Genomic DNA, 20801 nt, shown 5'->3' on the forward strand with positions numbered 1-20801 from the left:
TTCGCGCGTCTTCGGGCAAGGTGGAGAGATGCCGGACAACGAGAAGCCCACCTGGACGACCAACGAAGACGAACTGAAGACCGACCCCGATCTGCGGGACGATCCGGACGAGGAGCACGGTCCCGAGTCGGTTCTGCCGGCCGCCGGTGACACCCCGATCGGGCAGACGAAGCGGACCGAGGAGGAGAAGGCCGCCTACGAGGCCGCTCCCCACACCGGTCACTCCGATCAGGGCCACGCTCTGGGCGGTTCCGAGGGCACGGCGGAGGGACAGTGATGGCCGAACCGACCCGCACCATCGTTCTCACCGGCGCCAGCGACGGTATCGGCGCGATCGCCGCCCGGTCCCTGGCCGGGCCCGATACCAATCTCGTCCTCGTCGGACGCTCACCGAAGAAGCTCGCGCCGATCGCGGCGGAGACCGGCGCGACCCAGTTCACCGCGGATTTCTCGGATCTGGCGCAGGTGCGGGACCTCGCTGCCGAGATCAACGGCGCCGTGGGGACGATCGACGTCCTGATGAACAACGCGGGCGGGACGTTCGACTCGTCCCAACGCACCGCCGACGGGCACGAGTTCAACTTCCAGATCAACCATCTCGCGCCGTTCCTGTTGACTCACCTGCTGCGAGACCGACTGGCCGCGGCACCGCAGTCCCTGGTCCTGAACACCTCCAGCGTGGGCAATCTCTTCGGGCAGGTCGACCTCGATGATCTCGACTTCGAGAAACGCCGGACACTCGCGATGCGCCCGTACGGCACCGCCAAGCTGATGAACATCCTGTTCACGCGCGGGATCGCCCAGCGCTGGACTGCCGACAAGATCTATTCCGCCGCAGTGCATCCCGGACCCGCGGCAACGAGCTTCGGCCGCGACTCGCGATTCGTCGGGCTCGCCTATCGGTCCCCGATCACACGCCTGGTGACCATCACCCCCGAGCAGGGTGCCGCCCCGCTGATCGCCCTGGCCGAGCGCGGCGCCGACCCGAGCGTCAACGGGGTGTACTTCAACCGCCACAAGCCCAACGGCCGGGAGAATCGCCAGGCCCACGACCAGACACTGATCGACGGTCTGTGGCAGCGCTCCGCCGAGCTCACCGGTCTCACCTGACCTGACCTGCACCGTGGCCGAGATCGCGGTTGTTCTCTACGTTGGCGGACGATGTCCACATCGTCTACCTGGGCACAGGAGGTTCAGATGACACGCAACATTCTCTTCATCATGACCGGCGCCGGAAGCTGGACGCTGAACGACGGCTCGGCTCACAAGACCGGGTTCTGGGCCGAAGAGGCCGTCGCCCCACTGGAGGTGTTCCGCGCGGCCGGATACAAGGTCACGGTGGCCACCCCGAACGGCGTACGGCCACCGGTCGACGAGACCAGTCTGGCGGTCGAGAGCATCGGCACGCCCGAGCGCGCGGCCGAGATCCGCCACGTGGTCGAGACCGCACCCGAACTGAAGAAGCCGATCGCGCTCACCGACGTTCGCATCGCCGACTACGACGCCGTGTTCGTTCCCGGCGGACACGGCCCGATGGAGGATCTGGCGGTCGACGCGGACGCAGGTGGCCTCCTGATCGCAGCTGACGAGGCGCAACTACCGGTCGGGATCGTCTGTCACGGGCCGGCGATCCTGCTCGCCGCGAACACTCCCGACGGGGTCAACGCGTTCGCCGGTCGCACGGTGACCGGCTTCAGCAACGCCGAGGAGGAGCAGGCCGGGCTCGCCGACAAGGCTCCCTGGCTCCTGCAGGACCGGCTCACCCAGGCGGGATTCAAGGTCACCCTCGCCGAACCGTGGACGGTCCACATCGAGACCGACGGCAACCTGCTGACCGGCCAGAACCCCGCATCGTCGGAATCGCTGGCCCGCACCCTGCTCGATCGACTCGAGAACGTCCCGCAGGGCTCGAAGTAGGGCTTTTGCTCGCCGAGGTGCGAGGAGCGTTAGCGACGCCCCCTCCCGCTCCCTAATCCGAAAGAAGCGCCCCCCTCTGCTCCCTGAGGTGCGAGGAGCGTTAGCGACGAGATGGTCCTATAGATTGTCAAGCGCTCCGAGGTCGGTGGTGAAGGCTTTGTAGAGTTCGCGGGCGACGTAGCGTTTGAGGCATCGGATGATTTCCTTCTTCGTTTTCTCGTTGCCGCGTCGGGCGAGGTAGGCGCGGGTGGGGTCGTGGGATTTCATCCGTCCGACGACGATCATGTGCAACGCGCTGTTAGCCGCCCGGTCACCGCCACGGTTGAGGCGGTGACGCACGGTCTTGCCCGACGATGCCGGTAACGGCGCGACACCGACGAGTTTGGCGAAGGTGGCTTCGGTGCGCATGCGTTCGGCATTGTGCCCGATCGTGATCAATAGCCGTGCGCTGGTGATCGGGCCGACCTGAGGCAGGCCCAGCACGGTAGGCACCAATGGTTTCAACAGCTTGTTGAGTTCGCGGGTCAACGTGGTGACCTCGCGGTGGGTCTGCCGGTACCGCCCGGCGATGGACTTCGCCGCGAACACAAACGCCGCGCGCGGATCGGTCAACGACGCCGGGGCCGTGAGTGATTCGACCAGTGCGAGTCGTTGAGGCGTGGTGGTGCGGGTTTTGAGTTGATCAGCGAACTCATCGGGTGCCGTGGTGCACAGGTCACGGAGTTGGTCACCGAGTTCGGTGCGGTGATCGACCGCCATTCTCCTTGCCACGTACAGCATTCGGATCGACTCGACAACGCCTGTGGTGTCTTTGGCGTGGCCAGTGGCCCGCCCGGTCAGCACAGCCATCGCCGCGGCGTAAGCATCGAGCTGGTCGGACTTGCCCTGGGCTCGGCGGGCCCGCACGTCCGGGGCGTTGACCTCGATCACCTCGATACCGGCGGCGGTCAACTCGCGGGTGAGTCCCGCGCCGTATGAGGCGCTGGATTCGACCCCGGCTTGTTCGAGGCGACCGTGGGTGCGGGCCCAGTCCAGCAGCTGCTGGTAGCCGGCAGCCGAGGCGGGGAATTCGAGATCGGCCAACGGCAGGCCGAGGGTGTCGATGATCGCTGCGTGGTGGGTTTGCTGATGGGTATCAACCCCGAGTACGACCACTTGCGTACCCACTGCTGTCTCGGTCATTCTGGCGGTGTCTCCTTCACTGCGGTGATGGATGACCTCGCCGGGGCGGGTGGACACGACAGTGAGGAGTCACGGGCTCAAGCCCGAACACGGCCCTTATTAGGTCACACCCGCCCCGGTCTCCCAAGGTCGTTGTGTTGCGGTGATCGCCAGCGCAGTGAGGCCGACAGATCTCGTCCATGACAGCACCGTCAGCCACGAAGCAGGTCAGGCCTCAACCCATGACGACCACCACACCCATTCTCACTGCCACGAAGGGCTGGCGAGGCACCTCACCAGGCCTCTCGTGGCTCGCTTCGCTCGCACCTCAGGGAGCAGAGATCGGGACGCTCACGAGTGTTCTTTTGTTGTTCCACGACGGCCGCCAGGCCGCAGATACCGAGGCGCGCGTCAGTGCCGAGAGTCGTACGGCAGCAACGCCATCTCGCGTGCGTTGCGGATCGCCGTGGCGACCTGGCGCTGCTCCTGCGGACTCAATCCGGTGAGCCGTCGGCTCCGGATACGTCCTTTGTCGGACAAGAACTGCCGCAGCAGCGCGACGTCTTTGTAGTCGACGGGATTACGCCCGTCGACGCGTACACCCTGCGCTGCGAGCAGGTTCTTCTTGCGTTTGGCCGGCACGTCGTCGCGCTGGCGGATTCTCTTGTTGGCCATCACCGTTCCTGGTTCTCGTAGGGCCGTCTCACCAGCTGGACTTCTGGATCCCGGGTAGTTCGCCGCGATGCGCGAGCTCCCGGAACCGGACGCGGGACAGACCCGCTTTCCCGATGTACCCGCGCGGACGGCCGTCGACCGCATCCCTGTTCCGCAGCCGCGTCGGACTTGCATTGCGCGGCAGTCGTTGTAGACGTCGCATCGCTTCCATCCGCTCGTCGGGCGTCGAATCTGCCGCCACGCTCGCGCGTTTCAGATCGGCGCGGAGGTCGGCATACCGCGCGACGACGTCCTTACGCTGCTCGTTGCGGACGATCTTGGACTTCTTGGCCATCAGCGGTCCTCCTTGAAGTCGACGTGGGCGCGGGCGATCGGGTCATATTTGCGGAGGACCATCCGGTCGGGATCATTGCGGCGGTTCTTCCGGGTCACGTACGTGTACCCGGTCCCGGCGGTGGAGCGCAGTTTGACGATCGGGCGGATCTCGTTGCGCGCCATCAGACTTTCTCTCCACGCGCGCGGATCTTGCGCAGCACCGACTCGATGCCGTGTTTGTCGATGGTCGAGATCCCCTTGGCGCTCACGCGCAGCGTCACATACCGCCCTTCACTGGGCACGTAGTAGCGGCGTCGCTGGATGTTCGGGTCCCACCGGCGCGACGTCCGCTTGTGCGAATGCGACACCTGCTTGCCGAATCCCGGCACCCGACCGGTGACCTGGCACCTCTTGGACATGCTGCCTCCTCTTCTTATCGACAATGATTGGCATTAACTGTTCGGCCACGGTACCGTCGGCGGAGCGCAAATGGAAATCATTCTCAATAGATCGGAGTGGAGTCGTGTTCGACGATGGACTCGCGAACCGCCCGGAGGACGCCGGACCGACCGACCATCGAACCCCGGTCGTCCTGGTCACCGGACTCGACGCACCGTCGATCCATCGGGTGGGCGATGCGTTGGAGTGCGGCGGCGTCGGCAGCGTCCAGGTACACCACGACCTGACCCAGGTGGAGGATGGGCGCGTCGTCCGGACCCTCAGTTGGCGGGGACCCGACGGGCGTAGCCGACATGACGTCTGCATCGTCGAGTTGGCCCATGGATGCATCTCGTGCACGCTGCGCGAGGACCTGCTTCCCCTGCTCCGGCGCCTTCATCGTCGACCGTCGGTGAACCGGATCGTCCTCACGCTCGACCCCGTCCTGGAACCCGAACAGGTCGCCTGGTCGATCGAGAACGTCATCGTCGCGGACATGCCCGGGTTCGACGACGCCCCGGCGGCCGCCGACATCCGCGTCGACCTCACCATTGCGTGTGTCGCCGAGGAAGATTGGCTGACGTCGGCGACGGGCGACCTCTCCCTGGCAGAAGGCGGGCACGTCGCGCTCGACGACGACCGCACGCTCGCTCAGGTCGCGGTCGGACAGGTCGCCTTCGCCGATGCGCTCGTGGTCGCGGCGTGCGACCCGACCTTCCGCGACGCGTGGGCATCGGCCCGGCTCGTCGCCGTCCTCAAGCGGCTCGCACCGCATGTCCCGATGATGTTCGAGCTGCCCCAGCGTCCGATCACACCGCTTCTCGCCGAGCAGTTGCTCGCCGCGGTGCCCCCACGTTCACGGCGGGGTCGCATCGACGGTCCGCACGACCCGCTCCTCGCCGGTGAACCCCCGTTGGAATCCGATTGCGGGGTCACCTGGGTCGAGTTCCACAGCGACCGACCTCTGCACCCGGGCCGTTTCCACGACGCGATCGACGCGCTGCTCGACGGGGTCGTCTGTGCGCGCGGGCGGCTCTGGATGGCGACGCAGCCCGACGAGGCGCTGTGGCTCGAGTCGGCCGGTGGCGGGCTGCGCGTCGCCCACGGAGGCCCCTGGCTGGCCTCGATGACCGATGACGAGCTCACCGAGGTGTCCGCCGAACGTCGCGCCCTCGGTGCCCTGCGCTGGGACGAGACGTTCGGCGACCGCCACACGTCACTCGTCGTGCTCGTTCACTCGGGCGAACCCGCCGACATCGAGGAGGCACTGCGGAACGCGTGTCTCAACGAGGTCGAATTCGCCGCGGGACAACAATTCTGGTCCACCTTCGACGATCCCTTCGGTCAGTTCCACGCCGACCCGTGCGACGACCTCGACGTCGCCGAGTCGACCGTGGACGCGATGCCGGGGCTCGACGCCTCGGACCCGCGGGACAACTGACGCTCATCCATCTCTCGAAAGGCACCCAGCATGAAGAAGGGCATCCACCCCGACTACCACCCCGTCGTCATCCGCGACGGTTCAACGGGCAAGGAGTTCCTCACCCGCTCGACCGCGACGTCGTCGGCGACCGTCACGTGGTCCGACGGCAACGAGTACCCGCTCATCACCGTCGATGTCACCAGCGATTCGCACCCGTTCTACACCGGCGTCAACACGATCCCCGACGTCGCCGGCCGGGTCGAGAAGTTCCGCCGTCGGTACGCGCACCTCGAGCGCGACAAGTCCTGATCGACAGTCGGTGCGGGACGCGGCTCAGCCGGGCAGCAACCCGTCGACCAGTGCATCGACGATGTCGTCGACCGGTACGTCCGGGAGCAGGGGGCCGGTCAACTGGTCGAGGAGGAGTCCGTCGACCGCGTAGTGGAACAAGGCGATCTCCCGCGCGGTTCCCGGCAGGCCCGCCTGCTCGTTGAAGGCAACGTCCCCGGCGAATCCGGTGCGGCGCCATTCGACGATGATCTCTGCGACCTCGGGGCGCCGAATACCTTCCAGCCGGAGTTCGATCAGTGCAATGGTGACGGTCCGGTTCGCCATCAGACGTTCGACGATGTTGCGGAGGTACTCGGCGAACAGCTCCCGGGTCGGTGTGCGCCCGACCCGTTCGGCGATGAAGTCGTCACTCGGCGCCAGCCGCTCATAGATGCGCTCCACCAGACCGGTCAGAAGTGCTGAGCGAGAACGGAAGTAGTTCGTCGTCGTACCGACAGGCACGCCGGCGGCACGATCGACGGCGCGGTGGGTGAGCCCCCGGGCGCCGGTGTCGGCGAGCACTTCGAGGCCCGCATCGGCCAGCGCGCGTCGGCGGTCGTCGTTTCGGGCCATGGGAAAACGATAGCGCAACCACTACATGTGCTGTAGTTTCTCAACCACTACATCTGAAGTGATTGGGGACAACATGCGTGAACTCGTGTACTACGTGGCCGTCAGTCTCGACGGGTACATCGCCGGACCGGACGGGCAGTTCGACGCCTTTCTCATCGAAGGCGATCACATGGACGGGATCAACGACAGATTCGCCGACACGATCCCGACCGACTACGCCGCCGCACTCGGGATCGACCAGAGCGCAGGCATCTTCGACACTGTGCTCATGGGAGCCGGCACCTACGCTGCGGGGCTGCCCGAAGTCACGAGCCCGTACCGCCACCTCGACCAGTACGTCTTCACCCATCGACGACGCGACCCCGTGGACGGTGTGACGTTCACCGACCGCGACCCGCTCGACGTCGTGCGCGATCTCAAACAGGTTGAGGGAAAGGATATCTGGCTCTGCGGGGGTGGCGATCTGGCGACCCAGCTGGCCGACGAGATCGACCGGTTCGTCCTGAAACGTCAGCCGGTGCTCTTCGGCAGCGGGATCCCGCTGATGGCTCCGGGTCGGTACGCGCCCAGGAGGTTTCGCCGCGTCAGTGGTCAGGACTTCGAGACCGGGGTCTCGATCGTGGAATACGCCGCGACGTAGGAGCGGACCTACGTCATCACCGCGAGCGCGTCGCCGAGCGAGACGAGGTCGGCCATCGTCATCGCAGTCCGCGACGAATCGCGCAGCTCTGTCGCAGCGCGGATAGCGGCCAGCGCCGTCAACCGACCTGTCGCCTCGGACTGTCCTGTACCGCAGGCGTGTCGACGTTCACCGGACCGCCGGTTCTCGGCGATGACGTGCCAGGCGTCCGACCCGAGGGGAGGCGCCCACGTCAAGGTGCTCCGCAACACCGGCACCCGACCGATCAGACCCAGCGCCGCGGTCATCGGTGCCGAGCTGAGGGTGAGATACGAGCGGATCGCGCCGGGCTTGTCGTCGAGCAGGACGTGGTCGGGGAAGTCGGCGCGCAGATAGCGCCTGCTGCGTCCGTCCGGTCCGGTGGCGCGGCGGGTCTCGCCGAGGTTGCGCACCGGCCGGCCTTCCGGCGGGTGGTGGACGTCGGTGCCGACCAGACCGACCGTCCAGGCGACTGCCGCCGGGCCATGCTTCTCGCCCGCCCCGAGCATCACGAGTACATCGAGGTCGTCGTCCGGGCGCGAGTCGAGGGAGGCGGCCAGGATCGTGCTCAGGCCCGGTGCAAGCCCCGCTCCCAGGACGACCGGCCCCACGGCGGCTTCCCGCAGCGCGTCGAGGTAGGCCCCCGACGCCGAGATGTCGACCAGTGGCGTCGGTCCGGTCGCGGTGCCGAGCTCCGGGCGCTCGATCCCCGAGGCATTGACGACGACGTCGTGTCGCGCAACGAGACCACGCAACTCCGAGAGGTTGCCCAGTAGATCGACCCGAGCGTCACCGGTTGCCGTGCGGCTCGTCGCGGTCACGACATGGCCGGCGGCCGCCAACTCGCGGGCGACAACGGTGCTCACCGCACCGCGCCCACCGAGGAGCAGGATTCGTAGATGCTCGTTCGATTCGTCCACCTCAACGCCATCTGCGTCGTTCCCGATGCTCATGGAGTCCATGGTCTGCGACGGCAGTCGCGACCGGCGAGAGCTTTTGCGGAATCTGCAAAGATGACGCCATGACCGCGGACCTGACCGAGCTGATCAGCGCGATCGGTCCGCGGCTTCGCACGCTCCGCCTCGCGCGGGCGCTCACGCTGACCGCTGTGGCCGAGGAGTCGGGACTGCCCATCAGCACACTCTCCCGGGTGGAGACAGGGAAGCGGCAGCCGACGCTCGACGTCCTGCTCCCCCTCGCGAAGGTCTATCGGGTCTCGCTCGATCAACTCGTCGACGCACCGCCCACGGGTGATCCTCGTGTGCATCTCGAACCGAGGTCGGTGTCGTCCGGGGGTGTCGTCGTTCCCCTCACCGGCTACCCGGGGCGGGTACGGGCGTTCAAGCACGTCCTCGGCCCACGCGAACCGCACCTCGTCACCCATGAGGGGCACGCCTGGCTCTATGTGCTCGCCGGCCGACTGCGCCTGCTCCTGGCCGACGACGAACATGTTCTGAAACCTGGCGAGACCGCCCAGTTCGATCCGATGACGCCGCACTGGTTCGGGCCGGCCGACGACACCCCGGTCGAGATCCTGCATCTCTTCGGTCCGCAGGGTGACCGGCCGGTTGTGCGGCTGGGGTGACAGCCGCGGATCGTGGAAACGCCGAAGGCGACGAGGGCTCGTCGAGCCGCGTCGTCGCCTTCGAGAAGAACTGGTGGAGCCTAGGAGATTCGAACTCCTGACATCTGCCTTGCAAAGGCAGCGCTCTACCAACTGAGCTAAGGCCCCGTACCGTCCCGGATGGGTTCGGTGGGATGCGAATTCCGATGTCCGAAAACATCTGTCGCAGTGGGCCTAGGAGGACTTGAACCTCCGACCTCTTCGTTATCAGCGAAGCGCTCTAACCGCCTGAGCTATAGGCCCTTGAACCGAGGAGTGAGATTACCCGACCGATGCCCGAACAAACAAAACGGCTGGTCAGGAGCTCACTCAGTCGAGGTCGGCGAGAGTCACCTCGGCGCCGCCGACGAGGTCGGCACAGATGTTGTAGATGTAGCTGCCGATCGTCGCGAGCGCCGTCAGCAGGATGGCGTTGATGGCCCCCAGGAGGGCCGCACCGCCGAAGACGGTGCCGGCCCCGATGACGTCACCACTCGTGCTCGATTCCTCGGCCATGAGTGTTCCGAAGCTGTTGTTCACCTGATCCCACACGCCCATGCCGTCGAGGATCAGATACAGCACCGCCACGGAGATCATCCAGATGAAGAAGCCGACCACCGACAGGACCGCCGCGACCTTGAACGTCGCCCACGGGTCGATCCGACGCACCTGCACCGACGCGCGCAGCGCGGTCCCCGCAGCGAGCACCTGGCGTGGCGCCGACCGCGGAGCCGACTTGCCTCCCGGCGGCGTCTGCGGTGCCTCGGGTCGTTTCAGGTCGGCCGTGTGGTGGATCTGATCCAGATCGGGCAGGTCGTTCTCCGGCAGGTGCCCTCGGTCGATCGTGCTGGTCGGTGACTCGACGAAGCCGGGTTCCTCGGTGGCCGTCGCCGTACCCGGCCGGCGCGGACTCTCGAGCTTGGTCACCGGCGCCTGCTGGCCGCTCATGCTGGCGGCGGCGGTGCCGCTGTTGGTGACGACGCCGCGCGGCGGCGGGCCGCCCGGGTTGTTCTGCGGCGGGCCGCCTGGGTTGTTCTGCGGCGGGCCGCCCGGGTTGTTCTGCGGCGGACCGCCCGGGTTGTTCTGCGGCGGACCGCCCGGATTCCCGTCGGTGCCGGGGCGTGACGCGCCCTCACGAGTGAACGTCTCGGTCGGTGCGGCCGAATCCTCGGCGGGTCCGCGCTGCCAGGGCGGCACCAGTCCCCCGGTCGGGGTACCGGTCCCGGGGCCCCCAGGCCCCCCGGCGGGGCGCCCGTTCTGGTCCTGATGCGGCTCGTTCGGTGTGCTCACAGACATTCCCTCACTCAGGCGTTCTGACGTTGCTCGCTCGGCGCCGGGTCCGAACCCACTGTTCCCCGGCCCGCCGACTGGCGGCGGGCCGCGAAACAGTGGTCTTCACCCTAACGCCTAGGAGGAGACCTCAGTCTCGTCCGGCTCGTCGGCGTTGCGGGCGATGGCGATGACCGTCGTTCCCTCGTCGATGTTCATCAGGCGCACACCCTTGGTCTGGCGACCGGCCTTGCGCACCGACTTCGCCGTGGTGCGGATGACACCACCTCCCGAGGTGATGGCGTAGAGCTCAGAGTCGTCGTCGACGATGAGGGCGCCGATCAGTTCGCCGCGACGGCGATCGTGGGCGATGGTCAGCACACCCTTGCCGCCTCGGCCCTGGACCGGGTAATCGTCCATGCCGGTTCGTTTGGCGTATCCACCGGACGTCGCGACCAGGAGGTAGGTGCCGTCGCGGACGACGTTGAGCGACAGGAGGGTGTCGTCGGTGTTGAACCGCATGCCCTGGACACCGGAGGTCTGTCGGCCCATCGGCCGCAGGGCCTCGTCGTCGGCGTGGAAGCGGATCGACTGGCCCTTCTGTGAGACCAGGAGCAGATCGTCGTCGGCACTGCACAGCTGGGCGCCGACCAGTTCGTCCTCGCCGCGCAGGTTGATCGCCGCGATGCCGCCGGAACGGTTGGAGTCGAAGTCGACGAGTCGCGACTTCTTCACCAGACCGTTGCGGGTGGCCAGCACGAGGTAGGGCGCGTCTTCGTAGGTCTTGAGCTGGATGACCTGGGCGATGCGCTCTTCCGGCTGGAAAGCCAGGAGATTGGCGACGTGCTGGCCCCGCGCGGTGCGGTTCGCCTCGGGCAGCTCGTAGGCCTTGGCGCGGTAGACCCGACCCCGGGTGGTGAAGAACAGAATCCAGTCGTGGGTCGAGCACACGAAGAAGTGCTTGACGATGTCGTCCTGCTTGAGCCCGGCTCCCTGCACACCCTTGCCGCCGCGACGCTGGCTGCGGTAGAGGTCGGTTTTGGTGCGCTTGGCGTACCCGGTCTCGGTGATGGTGACGACGACGTCTTCACGCGCGATCAGGTCCTCGTCGCTGACATCGCCGTCGGCCGCGATGATCTTGGTCCGACGCTCGTCGCCGTACTTCTCGACGACCTCTTTGAGCTCGTCGCGCACGATCGCGCGCTGACGCTCCGGCTTGTCGAGAATGTCCTTGTAGTCGGCGATCTCGAGTTCGATCTCGGCGAGCTCGTCGACGATCTTCTGACGCTCGAGGGCAGACAGGCGACGCAGCTGCATCGCGAGGATCGCATCGGCCTGGATCTCGTCGATGTCGAGGAGATCGATCAGGCCGGTCCGCGCGGTCTCGGTGTTCGCCGAGCGGCGGATGAGCGCGATCACTTCGTCAAGGGCGTCAAGGGCTTTCACCAGGCCGCGCAGGATGTGGGCGCGTTCCTCGGCCTTGCGCAACCGGTACCGGGTACGACGCACGATGACATCGATCTGGTGCGCCACGTAGTAGCGGATCATCTGATCCAGACGCAGGGTGCGCGGCACGCCGTCGACGATGGACAGCATGTTGGCGCCGAAGCTGGTCTGGAGCTGGCTGTGCTTGTACAGGTTGTTCAGCACGACCTTGGCGACGGCGTCGCGGCGCAGTGTCACCACGATGCGCATGCCGACGCGGTCCGAGGACTGGTCCTCGATCCGGCTGATGCCCTTCAGTTTTCCTTCGTTCACCTGCTCGGCGATCGACTGGATGAGGTTGTCCGGGTTGACCTGGTAGGGCAACTCGGTGACCACCAGCGTGGTGGTCCCCTTGTTCTCTTCGATGTCGACGACGCTGCGCATGCGGATGCTGCCGCGCCCGGTCATGTAGGCGTCCTTGATGCCCTGGCTGCCGACGATCAGTCCGGCGGTGGGGAAATCGGGACCCTTGATGCACTCCATGCACGCCGCGAGAGTGGTCTCGTCGTCGGCGTCGTGGTTCTCCAGTGCCCAGAACACCGCGTCGGCAACCTCATTGAGGTTGTGCGGCGGCATGTTCGTCGCCATACCGACCGCGATGCCGCCGGATCCGTTGATCAGGAGGTTCGGGATACGGGCCGGCAGAACCGTCGGCTCGTTCGTCTTGCCGTCGTAGTTCGGGACGAAATCGACTGTCTCCTCGCCGATGTCGCGCAACATCTCCATCGCGAGCGGGGTGAGGCGAGCCTCGGTGTACCGCATGGCGGCCGCACCGTCGTTGCCGCGTGAGCCGAAGTTGCCCTGACCGTCGATGAGCGGGTACCTCATCGACCACGGCTGGGCGAGACGCACCAGGGCGTCGTAGATCGCGGTGTCGCCGTGCGGATGGTAGTTACCCATCGTCTCCGCAACGGGTTTCGCCGACTTCACGTAGCTGCGATCCGGCCGGAAACCGGCGTCGAAAGATGCATAGAGGAGCCGGCGGTGCACCGGCTTCAGGCCGTCGCGGACCTCGGGAAGAGCGCGGCCCACGATGACGCTCATCGCGTAATCGATGTAGCTCTTCTGCATCTCCTGCCCGAGATCGACGGGCTCGATGCGATCGCCTTCACCGCCGGCGGGCGGCAGGGTGGTGTCAGTCATTGTGTGTTCTTTCTCCGATCAGGCGAGATCACTGGCGGATCCGCGATCAGACATCGAGGAAGCGAACGTCTTTCGCGTTGCGGGCGATGAAGCTGCGGCGAGCGGCGACGTCCTCACCCATGAGGATGGAGAACAGTTCGTCGGCGGCCGCGGCGTCGTCGAGGGTCACCTGGCGCAGGACGCGCACGGCCGGGTCCATCGTGGTCTCCCACAGTTCCTTGGCGTTCATCTCGCCGAGACCCTTGTAGCGCTGAATGCCGTCGTCGGTGTTGATCTTCTTGCCCGCCGCCCGGCCGGCCTCGAGCAGTCCGTCCCGCTCGCGGTCGGAGTACGCGAACTCGGGTGCCGACTTCTGCCACTTGAGCTTGTACAGCGGCGGCATGGCCAGGAACACGTGACCGTGCTCGATGAGCGGCCGCATGAACCGGAACAGCAGGGTCAGCAGCAGCGTCGAGATGTGCTGGCCGTCCACGTCGGCATCGGCCATCAGCACGATCTTGTGATAGCGGAGCTTGGAGATGTCGAACTCGTCGTGGATGCCGGTGCCGAACGCGGTGATGATCGACTGCACCTCGGCGTTCTTCAGCACGCGGTCGATGCGCGCCTTCTCGACGTTGATGATCTTGCCGCGCAACGGGAGGATCGCCTGGTACATCGAGTCGCGGCCCGACTTGGCACTGCCGCCGGCCGAGTCGCCCTCCACGATGTAGACCTCGCACTTGGTCGGGTCGTTGCTGCGGCAGTCGGCGAGCTTGCCGGGGAGACCGCCGATGTCGGTGGCGGTCTTCCGACGCACCATCTCGCGCGCGCGGCGTGCGGCCATGCGCGCCTGCGACGAGTCGACGGCCTTCTTCACGATGATCTTGGCCTCGGCCGGATTCGCCTCGAACCAGTGACCCAGGTGCTCGTTGCAGGTCCGCTGGACGAAGCCCTTGACCTCGGTGTTGCCCAGCTTGGTCTTGGTCTGGCCCTCGAACTGCGGGTCGGAGACCTTCACCGAGATGACCGCCGCGAGACCCTCGCGGATGTCATCACCGGTGAGCTTGCCGTCCTTCTCCTTGAGCAGCTTCTTGTCCAGCGCGTACTTGTTGACCGTGCTGGTCAGCGCCGCGCGGAACCCCTCTTCGTGGGTGCCGCCCTCGTGGGTGTTGATGGTGTTGGCGAAGGTGTGGACCGACTCGGAGTAGCCGGCGTTCCACTGCATCGCGATCTCGACCTCGTGGCCGTCACCCTTGGCGTTGAATCCGATCACCGTGTTGTGGATCGACTGCTTGGTGCGGTTGAGATGCTTGATGTAGTCGACGAGTCCGTCGGGGTAGTGGTACGTGCGGGTCTTCGGCTTGGCCGCCGCAGCAGCCTTCTCCTCCTCGGACTTCACCACCTCGGCGGCCTCGGTGCTGCCGCCGTCCTCGTCGCCGTCGGCATCACCTGGCGGCTCGACGGCCTGCGGGCGCTGATCCGTCAGCGTGATGGTGAGGCCCTTGTTCAGGAACGCCATCTCCTGCAGTCGACGCGCGACCGTCTCGGCGTTGAATCGCGTGGTCTCGGTGAAGATCTCGGGGTCCGGCCAGAACCGGACGGTGGTGCCGGTCTTGCGCGTCGCGCTCCCCTGCTCCAGGGCGCCGGGCTTGGCGTAGCTGTAGGTCTGCTCCCAGTTGTAGCCGTCGTTCTGGATCTCCAGCTCGACCTTGGTGGACAACGCGTTGACCACCGAGATGCCGACACCGTGCAGACCACCGGACACCGCGTAGGCGTCGGAGTCGAATTTGCCGCCGGCGTGCAGCTGGGTCATGACGACCTCGACGGTCGGCACGCCGGTCCGGTGCATACCGGTCGGGATGCCACGACCGTCGTCGACGACCTGCACACCGCCGTCGGCGAGGAGCGTCACGTCGACCCGAGAGGCGAAACCGGCCATCGCCTCGTCGACGGAGTTGTCGACGACCTCCCAGATCAGGTGGTGAAGGCCTCGTTCACCGGTGGATCCGATGTACATGCCGGGCCGTTTGCGGACGGCTTCCAGACCTTCGAGGATGTTGATCGAATCGGCGCCATACTCTGACGGCTTCTTCTTGTTCTTCTTCGGTCCGGTGTCGCTGGTGTCGGCCACGAGGTGCGTCCGCTCCTGTTCTGCTCATCGACGGATCAGGGGGTCTCCGGATCCGTCGTCGATCCTTCTCGACGGGGCGCACGGCGGCTACGCACACAGGGATACCCGGTGTGTGGATCCGGGTAGCCTGGAGGCGCTGTCTGTCTGTTGTTGTGCACCCCTGTCGGGACAACTCCCCACAGTGTACTGCCTGACTCGCCCTGGAACGCGCATCCGGGGCCGCTAACAGGCCCTCAGATCGATTTTCTTGGCTTCATCCCGGGTCGATCGTGGCTTGGGGATGTAAAACGGCCCACGGGGCTCAGCAACTAGTAAAGTGCCGGCGACTCTGCTAGCGACGCATCAGCCGTAGGTGTCGCGCGGGCCCCGGCCTCGCACATGCCGCTCGCCCTTGCGCCACGACGGCCCCTTAGGGCCGCTGATCCGCAACGAGGTGACCTGACCGTTGCCGATGGCGGCCGCGATCTTGGCGAGGATCTGCGACTGGACGTAACGGAGTTGGGTCGCCCATGCCGTCGACTCGGCCTGGACGTGGAGTACGTTGTCGCGCAGTGCAACCGGCTTCGCGTGTGCAGCGATGTCGGAACCCACGATCTGCTCCCACATGCCGAACAGGGTGCCTTCGCCGATCTTCTCCTGCCAGCCGCGTTCCTTCGCCAGACCTCCGACGAGCCTGCCGAACGGCTGCGGATCCCGCGCATCGGGTCCGGAGCCGGACCAGCGTCGGCGACCCTGGGATCCCCGCGGTACCCGACGCACCGGTGACGCCCGACCCCGACCGACGGACTTCCCCGCGGCGCGGGCCTGCGCACGGGCCTCTTCGAGTGCCTTGCGGGCGCGTTCGTATCCGCCCAGCTCACCCGGCGGCGTCGGGCGCGGCGCGGGCTCGATGGGATCATCCGGAGAAGCGGATGGGTGGTCGTCACTCATGGGTTCCCTCCCCCGCGGCCACCTCGTCGTCACCCTCGCGGTCATCGTCATCATCCTCGGGAACCCCGGCGCCGTTGACGTCGACGATGTGCGAACGCCGTCCCTCGTCGTCGTCGACGACGTCGACACCGATTCGCCGTCCGCCGATCCGCTCGGGGATGTCCTCCGCCACGGCAGCGGTGATCAGCAGCTGTTCGGCACCGGCGGTGAACTCGACGAGTTGGGCACGCCGCTTGGCGTCGAGTTCGGCGAACACGTCGTCGAGCATGATCACCGGCTCGACACCCTCCGCACGGGTCAGCTCAACGGATCCCAGGCGCAGAGCCAGGGCCAACGACCAGGATTCCCCATGGGAGGCAAAACCTTTCGCGATATCGCTGCCGAGGACGATGTCGATGTCGTCGCGATGCGGGCCGACGAGACACAGGCCGCGCTCGATCTCCTTGTCGCGCAACTCGGTCAGGCGTAGCGCCAGCACGTCGGCGATCGCCTCGGGCGTGCGTTCGTCGATCTCCGCACCCCCCGCGGGCCGGTATCGGAGCACGGCCGGTCGGGAATGCGGCGCGATCGATGCGTACGAACCGGTGAAATGGGGTTCGAGCTCCGCGAGTACCGACAACCGCGCCGACACCACCTGACCACCGAGATCCGCGAGCTGACCGTCCCAGACGTCGAGCGTGCTTATTACTGAATCCGCCTGGTCCCCACCACGTCTCAGCGCTGCGGCGGCGGTCTTGAGCAAGGCAGACCGCTGGCGGAGGACCCGGTCGTAATCGGCGCGGGCCGCGGCCAGACGTGGACCCCGCTGAGCGACGAGCTCGTCGACGAAGCGCCGCCGGTCGCTCGGATCCCCCCGCACCAGGGACAGATCCTCCGGCGCGAACAACACCGTGCGAAGGATCCCGAGCAGATCACGGGGTCGGCGTGCCGGACTCTGGTTGATCGCGGCCTTGTTGGCGCCCTCGGCGTTGATCCGTAGATCCGCGGTCAGTTCGCGGCCGTCGTTCTCGACGGTCGCGATCACCGAGGCCGACGCGGATCCCGCGTGTACCAGCGGCGCGTCGGAACTCACGCGATGCGACCGGAGGGTGGAGAGATAGAAGAGCGCCTCGAGCAGGTTGGTCTTGCCGAAGCCGTTGCGGCCGGTGAAGACGGTCGGACCGGGGGCCAGATCGAGATCGACGGCCCGCCACGATCGGAAATCCCTCAGATGCAGCTCACGGACGAACACGAGTCGGCGTCAATCCTGGTGACGCGAGGCCGGCGGCGGCCGTCAGCCCGGAAGGCGGACGGGCATCAACAGGTAGCTGAATGCGCTCTCCGGGGCGACGAAGGCGCCGGACTCGTCCGCGACCGGATCCTCGCCGCCGGCCGGACGGAGAACGGCGGGCCGGCTGGGCGTGGTGAACCCGAAGTCCACCGCGTCGGCGTTGATCGCCGACAGTCCGTCCTGCAGGTAGCCGGGGTTGAACGCGATCGTGAGGGGTTCGCCCTGGAACGACACCGGTAGCTCTTCTTCGGCCTTGCCTGCCTCGTCGCCACCTGCGGTGAGCAGCACGGATCCCTCGGAGAACTCCATCCGGACCTGCGCACCGCGCTCGGCGACCAGGGCCACACGTCGGATCGCCTCGATCAGCGGGCCGCTGTCGATGGTGGCGACGGCGGTGTGGCTGGCCGGCAGCAGCTGACGGAACTTCGGGAACTCCGCGTCGAGCAGGCGGGTGGTGGTCTTCTTGGTCTCGCCGAGGATGCCGAGGATGCCGTCGGATCCGATGGCCGCGCCCCCGCCGAAGGCCAGGGAGACGACGCCGGTGCCCTCGGCACCTGCGGTCTTGGCGCTCTCCGACAGCGTCTTGGCCGGGACCAGAACGGCACCCTTCGTGTCGGGATCAGAAGGCTCCCACTGCAATTCGCGCACCGCGAGACGGAATCGGTCGGTCGCGGCGAGAACGACGGAATTGCCCTCGATCTCGACGCGCACGCCGGTCAGCATCGGCAGCGTGTCGTCCTTGCCGGCTGCCACGGCCACCTGGGAGATGGCTTCGGCGAACAGCTGCGACGGGATCGTGCCGGTGATGGACGGGACGTCGGGCAACTGCGGGTAGTCCTCGACCGGCATCGTCGGAAGGGAGAACTTCGCGCTGCCACAGGTGATCGCGACGCGCGAGCCGTCGAGGGTCACGTCGACCGGCTTGTTCGGCAGGGCCTTGGTGATGTCGGCGAGAAGCCGGCCGGAGACCAGCACCTGCCCGGGCTCGGCGACCTCCGCGCCGAGGTTCTCCTGCGCCGAGACCTCGTAGTCGAAGCCCGAGACGGTCAGGCCCGTCTCACCGACGTTGAGCACAACACAACCGAGAACCGGGACGGGCGGACGAGACGGGAGACTGCGAGCGACCCAGGCGACGGAATCAGCGAACTCGTCACGCGCGACACGAAACTTCATGCTGGGAGGTTGCCCTTCTCTCGTTCTCGTTCCCGCCTGGATCGCCGGGTCGGCGCCACAGTGGGTCGGCCGGCCTGGAGTGGGATCCCGCATCCGGGAATCCCACTGTAGAACGCCACTGCCCGAGCCGGAGTGGTTGGGGGCAAGTCCGGCCCTCGTACCGGCGGCGTCCGAGCGCGCCGATCGGCAACGGTCTGTGCACAGACCTTCTTACAAAAGATTCTCTTTCTAGAGGGGATCCATCTCAGTAATAGGAGCTGTGCAATCTGTGGACAACCATGCCATCGGGCCAGTCCGGATGGGTGCGAGCGTGTGCATGACCGGTGGAGCAACGTCGAGCGGATCCGGGCACCGGTGTGGAGTTTTCATGTTGTTCGCACGGCGTCCACCGTCGGTGCACATGCCGACCGGGGTTATCCCAAGGATCATCCACAACTGGTGATCGATCGCGACCAGGGCCGTTCGTTGCCGGATCCGAAGACGAAAAGTCGTCGGACGGCGTCCGCGACCCTCGACCCGAGGAACAGAGTTGGCCTTCGGGCCCGCTGAATCCGGTCGCCGGCGTCGGACCGTGAGACGACCGCACCCCCGGGCCGATGCGGCCTCGGGGGTGCGAGAGAGCTACAGATACGGGAGAGGGCGTCTCAGCCGACGGCACGCTGTTTGATGCGTGCGGTGAGCTCCTGGACGTGGTCGTAGACCCGACGTCGCTCCGCCATCTCCTTGCGGATCTTGCGTTCGGCGTACATCACGGTGGTGTGGTCGCGGTCGAAGGTCTCCCCGATCTTCGGCAACGAGAGGTCCGTGAGTTCCCGACACAGGTACATGGAGATCTGACGTGCCTGGGCGATCGACCGTGTCTTACCGGGACCGCGCAGCTCCTCGACTGAGATGTCGAAGTATTCGGCGGTGATCGCGAGAATGCTCGCCGCACTGACCTCGAGGGTCCCCGAATTGGGCAGCAGCGCCTGCAGGACGACGTCGGCGAGGGACTTGTCGAGTGCGGCGTCGTTGAGCGAGGCGAACGCGGTGACGCGGATCAGCGCCCCCTCGAGTTCGCGGATGTTGCGTTCGATCTTCGACGCGATGAGTTCGAGGACGTCGTCGGGCACCGCGATGTTGTCCATCTGCGCCTTCTTGCGCAGGATCGCGATCCGCGTCTCCAGATCGGGCGGCTGGACATCGGTGATCAGTCCCCACTCGAACCGCGTCCTGAGCCGATCTTCCAGTGTCGCAAGCTGTTTCGGCGGTCGATCGGAGGAGATGACGATCTGCTTGCTCGCGTTGTGCAGGGTGTTGAAGGTATGGAAGAACTCTTCCTGGATACCTTCTTTGCCCACCAGGAACTGGATGTCGTCGACGAGCAGGACATCGACGTCGCGGTACCGGCGCTTGAACGCCACCCGTCGGTCGTCGCGCAGCGAGTTGATGAAATCGTTGGTGAACTCCTCGGTGGACACGTACTTCACCCGCATGCCCGGGAAGAGACGCTGTGCGTAGTGTCCCGCGGCGTGCAGCAGGTGCGTCTTGCCCAGACCGGACTCGCCCCAGATGAACAACGGATTGTAGGCCCGTGCCGGGGCTTCCGACACCGCCACCGCCGAGGCGTGCGCGAAACGATTCGACGCACCGATGACGAATGTGTCAAAGGTGTACTTGGGGTTGAGGTTTGCCCCGGTTGCCGGCGGCGTGGACGTGGGTCGCTCGGCGAAGTAGGACGCCCAGTCGCCGGACGGCCGCGGGGACTCCGACACCGGGGCCGAGCCCAGACCGGCAGTGACCGGGGCAGCAGCGTAGTCGGCGGTCGCGGCGCGTCCACCGATCGGACGAGCGTCGGGTACCGGCGCCTCGGGCACCGGCTCGTCGTTGCGCGGGGTCGCGATACGTACCCCGAGGTCGACGGGCTCCTCGAGGTGACGGCTCAGGACCGAGCGGATGGTCTCGCGGAGATTTCGTTCGATCTGTTCCTGGACCAATGCCGTCGGCACGGTCAGCAGGGCGAAACCCTCGGTGAGTGTGAGGGGTCGAACCAGCGACAGCCACGCCTTCTGCTGGCGTGTCAGTGGTTCGTGGTCGCGTGCGGCTTCGTCGTCGTTGAGTTCGGCGACGACCTGCTGCCACACCTCGCCGAAAGTGTCTCGGTCTGAAGTCACGGGGCTGGCCTCCTGGTCCGGAAAACTACCAGCGTTGACGAGACTGGTGACATCGGCGCCGGAGACCGCATCTTTCCACAGGGTTATCCACACCTGTGTACAAAGGTGACGACGAGCTGGGGACTTCGGTCTGAGCCAGGCCCCCGAGGGTGTTCCTCGGCAGGCGGGTGGCCGA

General features: G+C 66.5%; 21 protein-coding genes and 2 tRNA genes. 7 read left to right on the forward strand and 16 right to left on the reverse strand.

Annotated features, from left to right (window positions below; translation table 11 throughout):
• Positions 1-28: 28 nt before the first annotated feature.
• The 3 genes from ABIC25_RS16925 (at position 29) to ABIC25_RS16935 (ending at position 1917) form a co-directional block, all read left to right on the forward strand.
• Positions 29-277, forward strand: coding sequence for a hypothetical protein (locus ABIC25_RS16925; RefSeq protein WP_004023329.1), 249 nt, complete (start codon positions 29-31; stop codon positions 275-277).
• Complete coding sequence (locus tag ABIC25_RS16930; RefSeq protein WP_064571344.1) at positions 277-1110, forward strand: SDR family NAD(P)-dependent oxidoreductase; 834 nt, start codon at positions 277-279, stop codon at positions 1108-1110. The genes ABIC25_RS16925 and ABIC25_RS16930 overlap by 1 nt, the downstream gene beginning before the upstream one ends.
• An 87-nt stretch (positions 1111-1197) precedes the next feature.
• On the forward strand, positions 1198-1917 hold the full coding sequence (locus ABIC25_RS16935; RefSeq protein WP_004023331.1) for a type 1 glutamine amidotransferase domain-containing protein: 720 nt from the start codon (positions 1198-1200) through the stop codon (positions 1915-1917).
• Positions 1918-2034: 117 nt separating this feature from the next.
• Here ABIC25_RS16935 and ABIC25_RS16940 read toward each other — a convergent pair whose 3' ends face one another.
• The 5 genes from ABIC25_RS16940 to rpmB form a co-directional block, all read right to left on the reverse strand.
• Positions 2035-3099, reverse strand: a complete 1065-nt coding sequence (locus tag ABIC25_RS16940; protein ID WP_239404135.1) for an IS110 family RNA-guided transposase — start codon at positions 3097-3099, stop codon at positions 2035-2037.
• Positions 3100-3489: 390 nt separating this feature from the next.
• Complete coding sequence (gene rpsR, locus ABIC25_RS16945; RefSeq protein ID WP_004020949.1) at positions 3490-3753, reverse strand: 30S ribosomal protein S18; 264 nt, start codon at positions 3751-3753, stop codon at positions 3490-3492.
• 28 nt (positions 3754-3781) lie between these two features.
• Positions 3782-4087, reverse strand: a complete 306-nt coding sequence (rpsN, locus tag ABIC25_RS16950) for a 30S ribosomal protein S14 (protein WP_354562360.1) — start codon at positions 4085-4087, stop codon at positions 3782-3784.
• A complete protein-coding gene (gene rpmG / locus ABIC25_RS16955) occupies positions 4087-4251 on the reverse strand; it encodes a 50S ribosomal protein L33 (RefSeq protein WP_004020951.1) in 165 nt (54 codons plus the stop codon). Before rpmG ends, rpsN begins: the two co-directional genes overlap by 1 nt.
• A complete protein-coding gene (rpmB, locus tag ABIC25_RS16960; protein ID WP_004020952.1) occupies positions 4251-4487 on the reverse strand; it encodes a 50S ribosomal protein L28 in 237 nt (78 codons plus the stop codon). Before rpmB ends, rpmG begins: the two co-directional genes overlap by 1 nt.
• Positions 4488-4591: 104 nt before the next feature.
• On the opposite strand from rpmB, the gene mrf reads away from it, so the two are divergent.
• Positions 4592-5947, forward strand: coding sequence for a ribosome hibernation factor-recruiting GTPase MRF (gene mrf, locus ABIC25_RS16965; protein WP_354562362.1), 1356 nt, complete (start codon positions 4592-4594; stop codon positions 5945-5947).
• Between the two features lie 30 nt (positions 5948-5977).
• Entirely contained in the window at positions 5978-6238 is a 261-nt protein-coding gene (locus ABIC25_RS16970) for a type B 50S ribosomal protein L31 (RefSeq protein ID WP_239403593.1), read from the forward strand.
• Between the two features lie 24 nt (positions 6239-6262).
• On the opposite strand, the gene ABIC25_RS16975 is transcribed toward ABIC25_RS16970, so the two are convergent.
• The gene (locus ABIC25_RS16975; protein WP_101820435.1) at positions 6263-6832 is read right to left on the reverse strand and encodes a TetR/AcrR family transcriptional regulator; all 570 of its coding nucleotides are present in this window, start codon (positions 6830-6832) and stop codon (positions 6263-6265) included.
• 73 nt (positions 6833-6905) lie between these two features.
• On the opposite strand from ABIC25_RS16975, the gene ABIC25_RS16980 reads away from it, so the two are divergent.
• On the forward strand, positions 6906-7472 hold the full coding sequence (locus tag ABIC25_RS16980; RefSeq protein WP_101820436.1) for a dihydrofolate reductase family protein: 567 nt from the start codon (positions 6906-6908) through the stop codon (positions 7470-7472).
• Between the two features lie 8 nt (positions 7473-7480).
• Here ABIC25_RS16980 and ABIC25_RS16985 read toward each other — a convergent pair whose 3' ends face one another.
• Positions 7481-8443: an NAD(P)-dependent oxidoreductase gene (locus ABIC25_RS16985; protein ID WP_354562364.1), complete on the reverse strand. Its 963-nt coding sequence runs from the start codon at positions 8441-8443 to the stop codon at positions 7481-7483.
• A gap of 68 nt (positions 8444-8511) precedes the next feature.
• Here ABIC25_RS16985 and ABIC25_RS16990 point away from each other — a divergent pair, with 68 nt between their 5' ends.
• Complete coding sequence (locus ABIC25_RS16990) at positions 8512-9075, forward strand: helix-turn-helix domain-containing protein (protein ID WP_354562365.1); 564 nt, start codon at positions 8512-8514, stop codon at positions 9073-9075.
• Between the two features lie 71 nt (positions 9076-9146).
• On the opposite strand, the gene ABIC25_RS16995 is transcribed toward ABIC25_RS16990, so the two are convergent.
• The 9 genes from ABIC25_RS16995 to dnaA form a co-directional block, all read right to left on the reverse strand.
• A tRNA-Ala gene (locus ABIC25_RS16995) sits at positions 9147-9222 on the reverse strand.
• A gap of 61 nt (positions 9223-9283) precedes the next feature.
• Positions 9284-9357, reverse strand: a tRNA-Ile gene (locus tag ABIC25_RS17000).
• A 66-nt stretch (positions 9358-9423) separates the two neighbouring features.
• A complete protein-coding gene (locus ABIC25_RS17005) occupies positions 9424-10383 on the reverse strand; it encodes a DUF3566 domain-containing protein (RefSeq protein ID WP_354562367.1) in 960 nt (319 codons plus the stop codon).
• A gap of 117 nt (positions 10384-10500) precedes the next feature.
• Positions 10501-12990, reverse strand: a complete 2490-nt coding sequence (gyrA, locus tag ABIC25_RS17010; protein WP_101820438.1) for a DNA gyrase subunit A — start codon at positions 12988-12990, stop codon at positions 10501-10503.
• A gap of 46 nt (positions 12991-13036) precedes the next feature.
• Complete coding sequence (gyrB, locus tag ABIC25_RS17015) at positions 13037-15100, reverse strand: DNA topoisomerase (ATP-hydrolyzing) subunit B (RefSeq protein WP_004020963.1); 2064 nt, start codon at positions 15098-15100, stop codon at positions 13037-13039.
• A 342-nt stretch (positions 15101-15442) separates the two neighbouring features.
• Positions 15443-16030 carry a DUF721 family protein gene (locus ABIC25_RS17020; RefSeq protein ID WP_354562368.1) on the reverse strand — a complete coding sequence of 196 codons (588 nt, stop codon included), beginning with the start codon at positions 16028-16030 and terminating at the stop codon, positions 15443-15445.
• Positions 16023-17261, reverse strand: coding sequence for a DNA replication/repair protein RecF (gene recF / locus ABIC25_RS17025; RefSeq protein WP_239403598.1), 1239 nt, complete (start codon positions 17259-17261; stop codon positions 16023-16025). Before recF ends, ABIC25_RS17020 begins: the two co-directional genes overlap by 8 nt.
• Before the next feature lie 42 nt (positions 17262-17303).
• Positions 17304-18473: a DNA polymerase III subunit beta gene (dnaN, locus tag ABIC25_RS17030; protein WP_064571351.1), complete on the reverse strand. Its 1170-nt coding sequence runs from the start codon at positions 18471-18473 to the stop codon at positions 17304-17306.
• Positions 18474-19117: 644 nt separating this feature from the next.
• Entirely contained in the window at positions 19118-20626 is a 1509-nt protein-coding gene (gene dnaA / locus ABIC25_RS17035; RefSeq protein WP_354562369.1) for a chromosomal replication initiator protein DnaA, read from the reverse strand.
• Positions 20627-20801 lie beyond the last annotated feature (175 nt).

The organism is Gordonia sp. PvP123, from assembly GCF_040547295.1.
GTDB classification, from domain to species: domain Bacteria; phylum Actinomycetota; class Actinomycetes; order Mycobacteriales; family Mycobacteriaceae; genus Gordonia; species Gordonia terrae.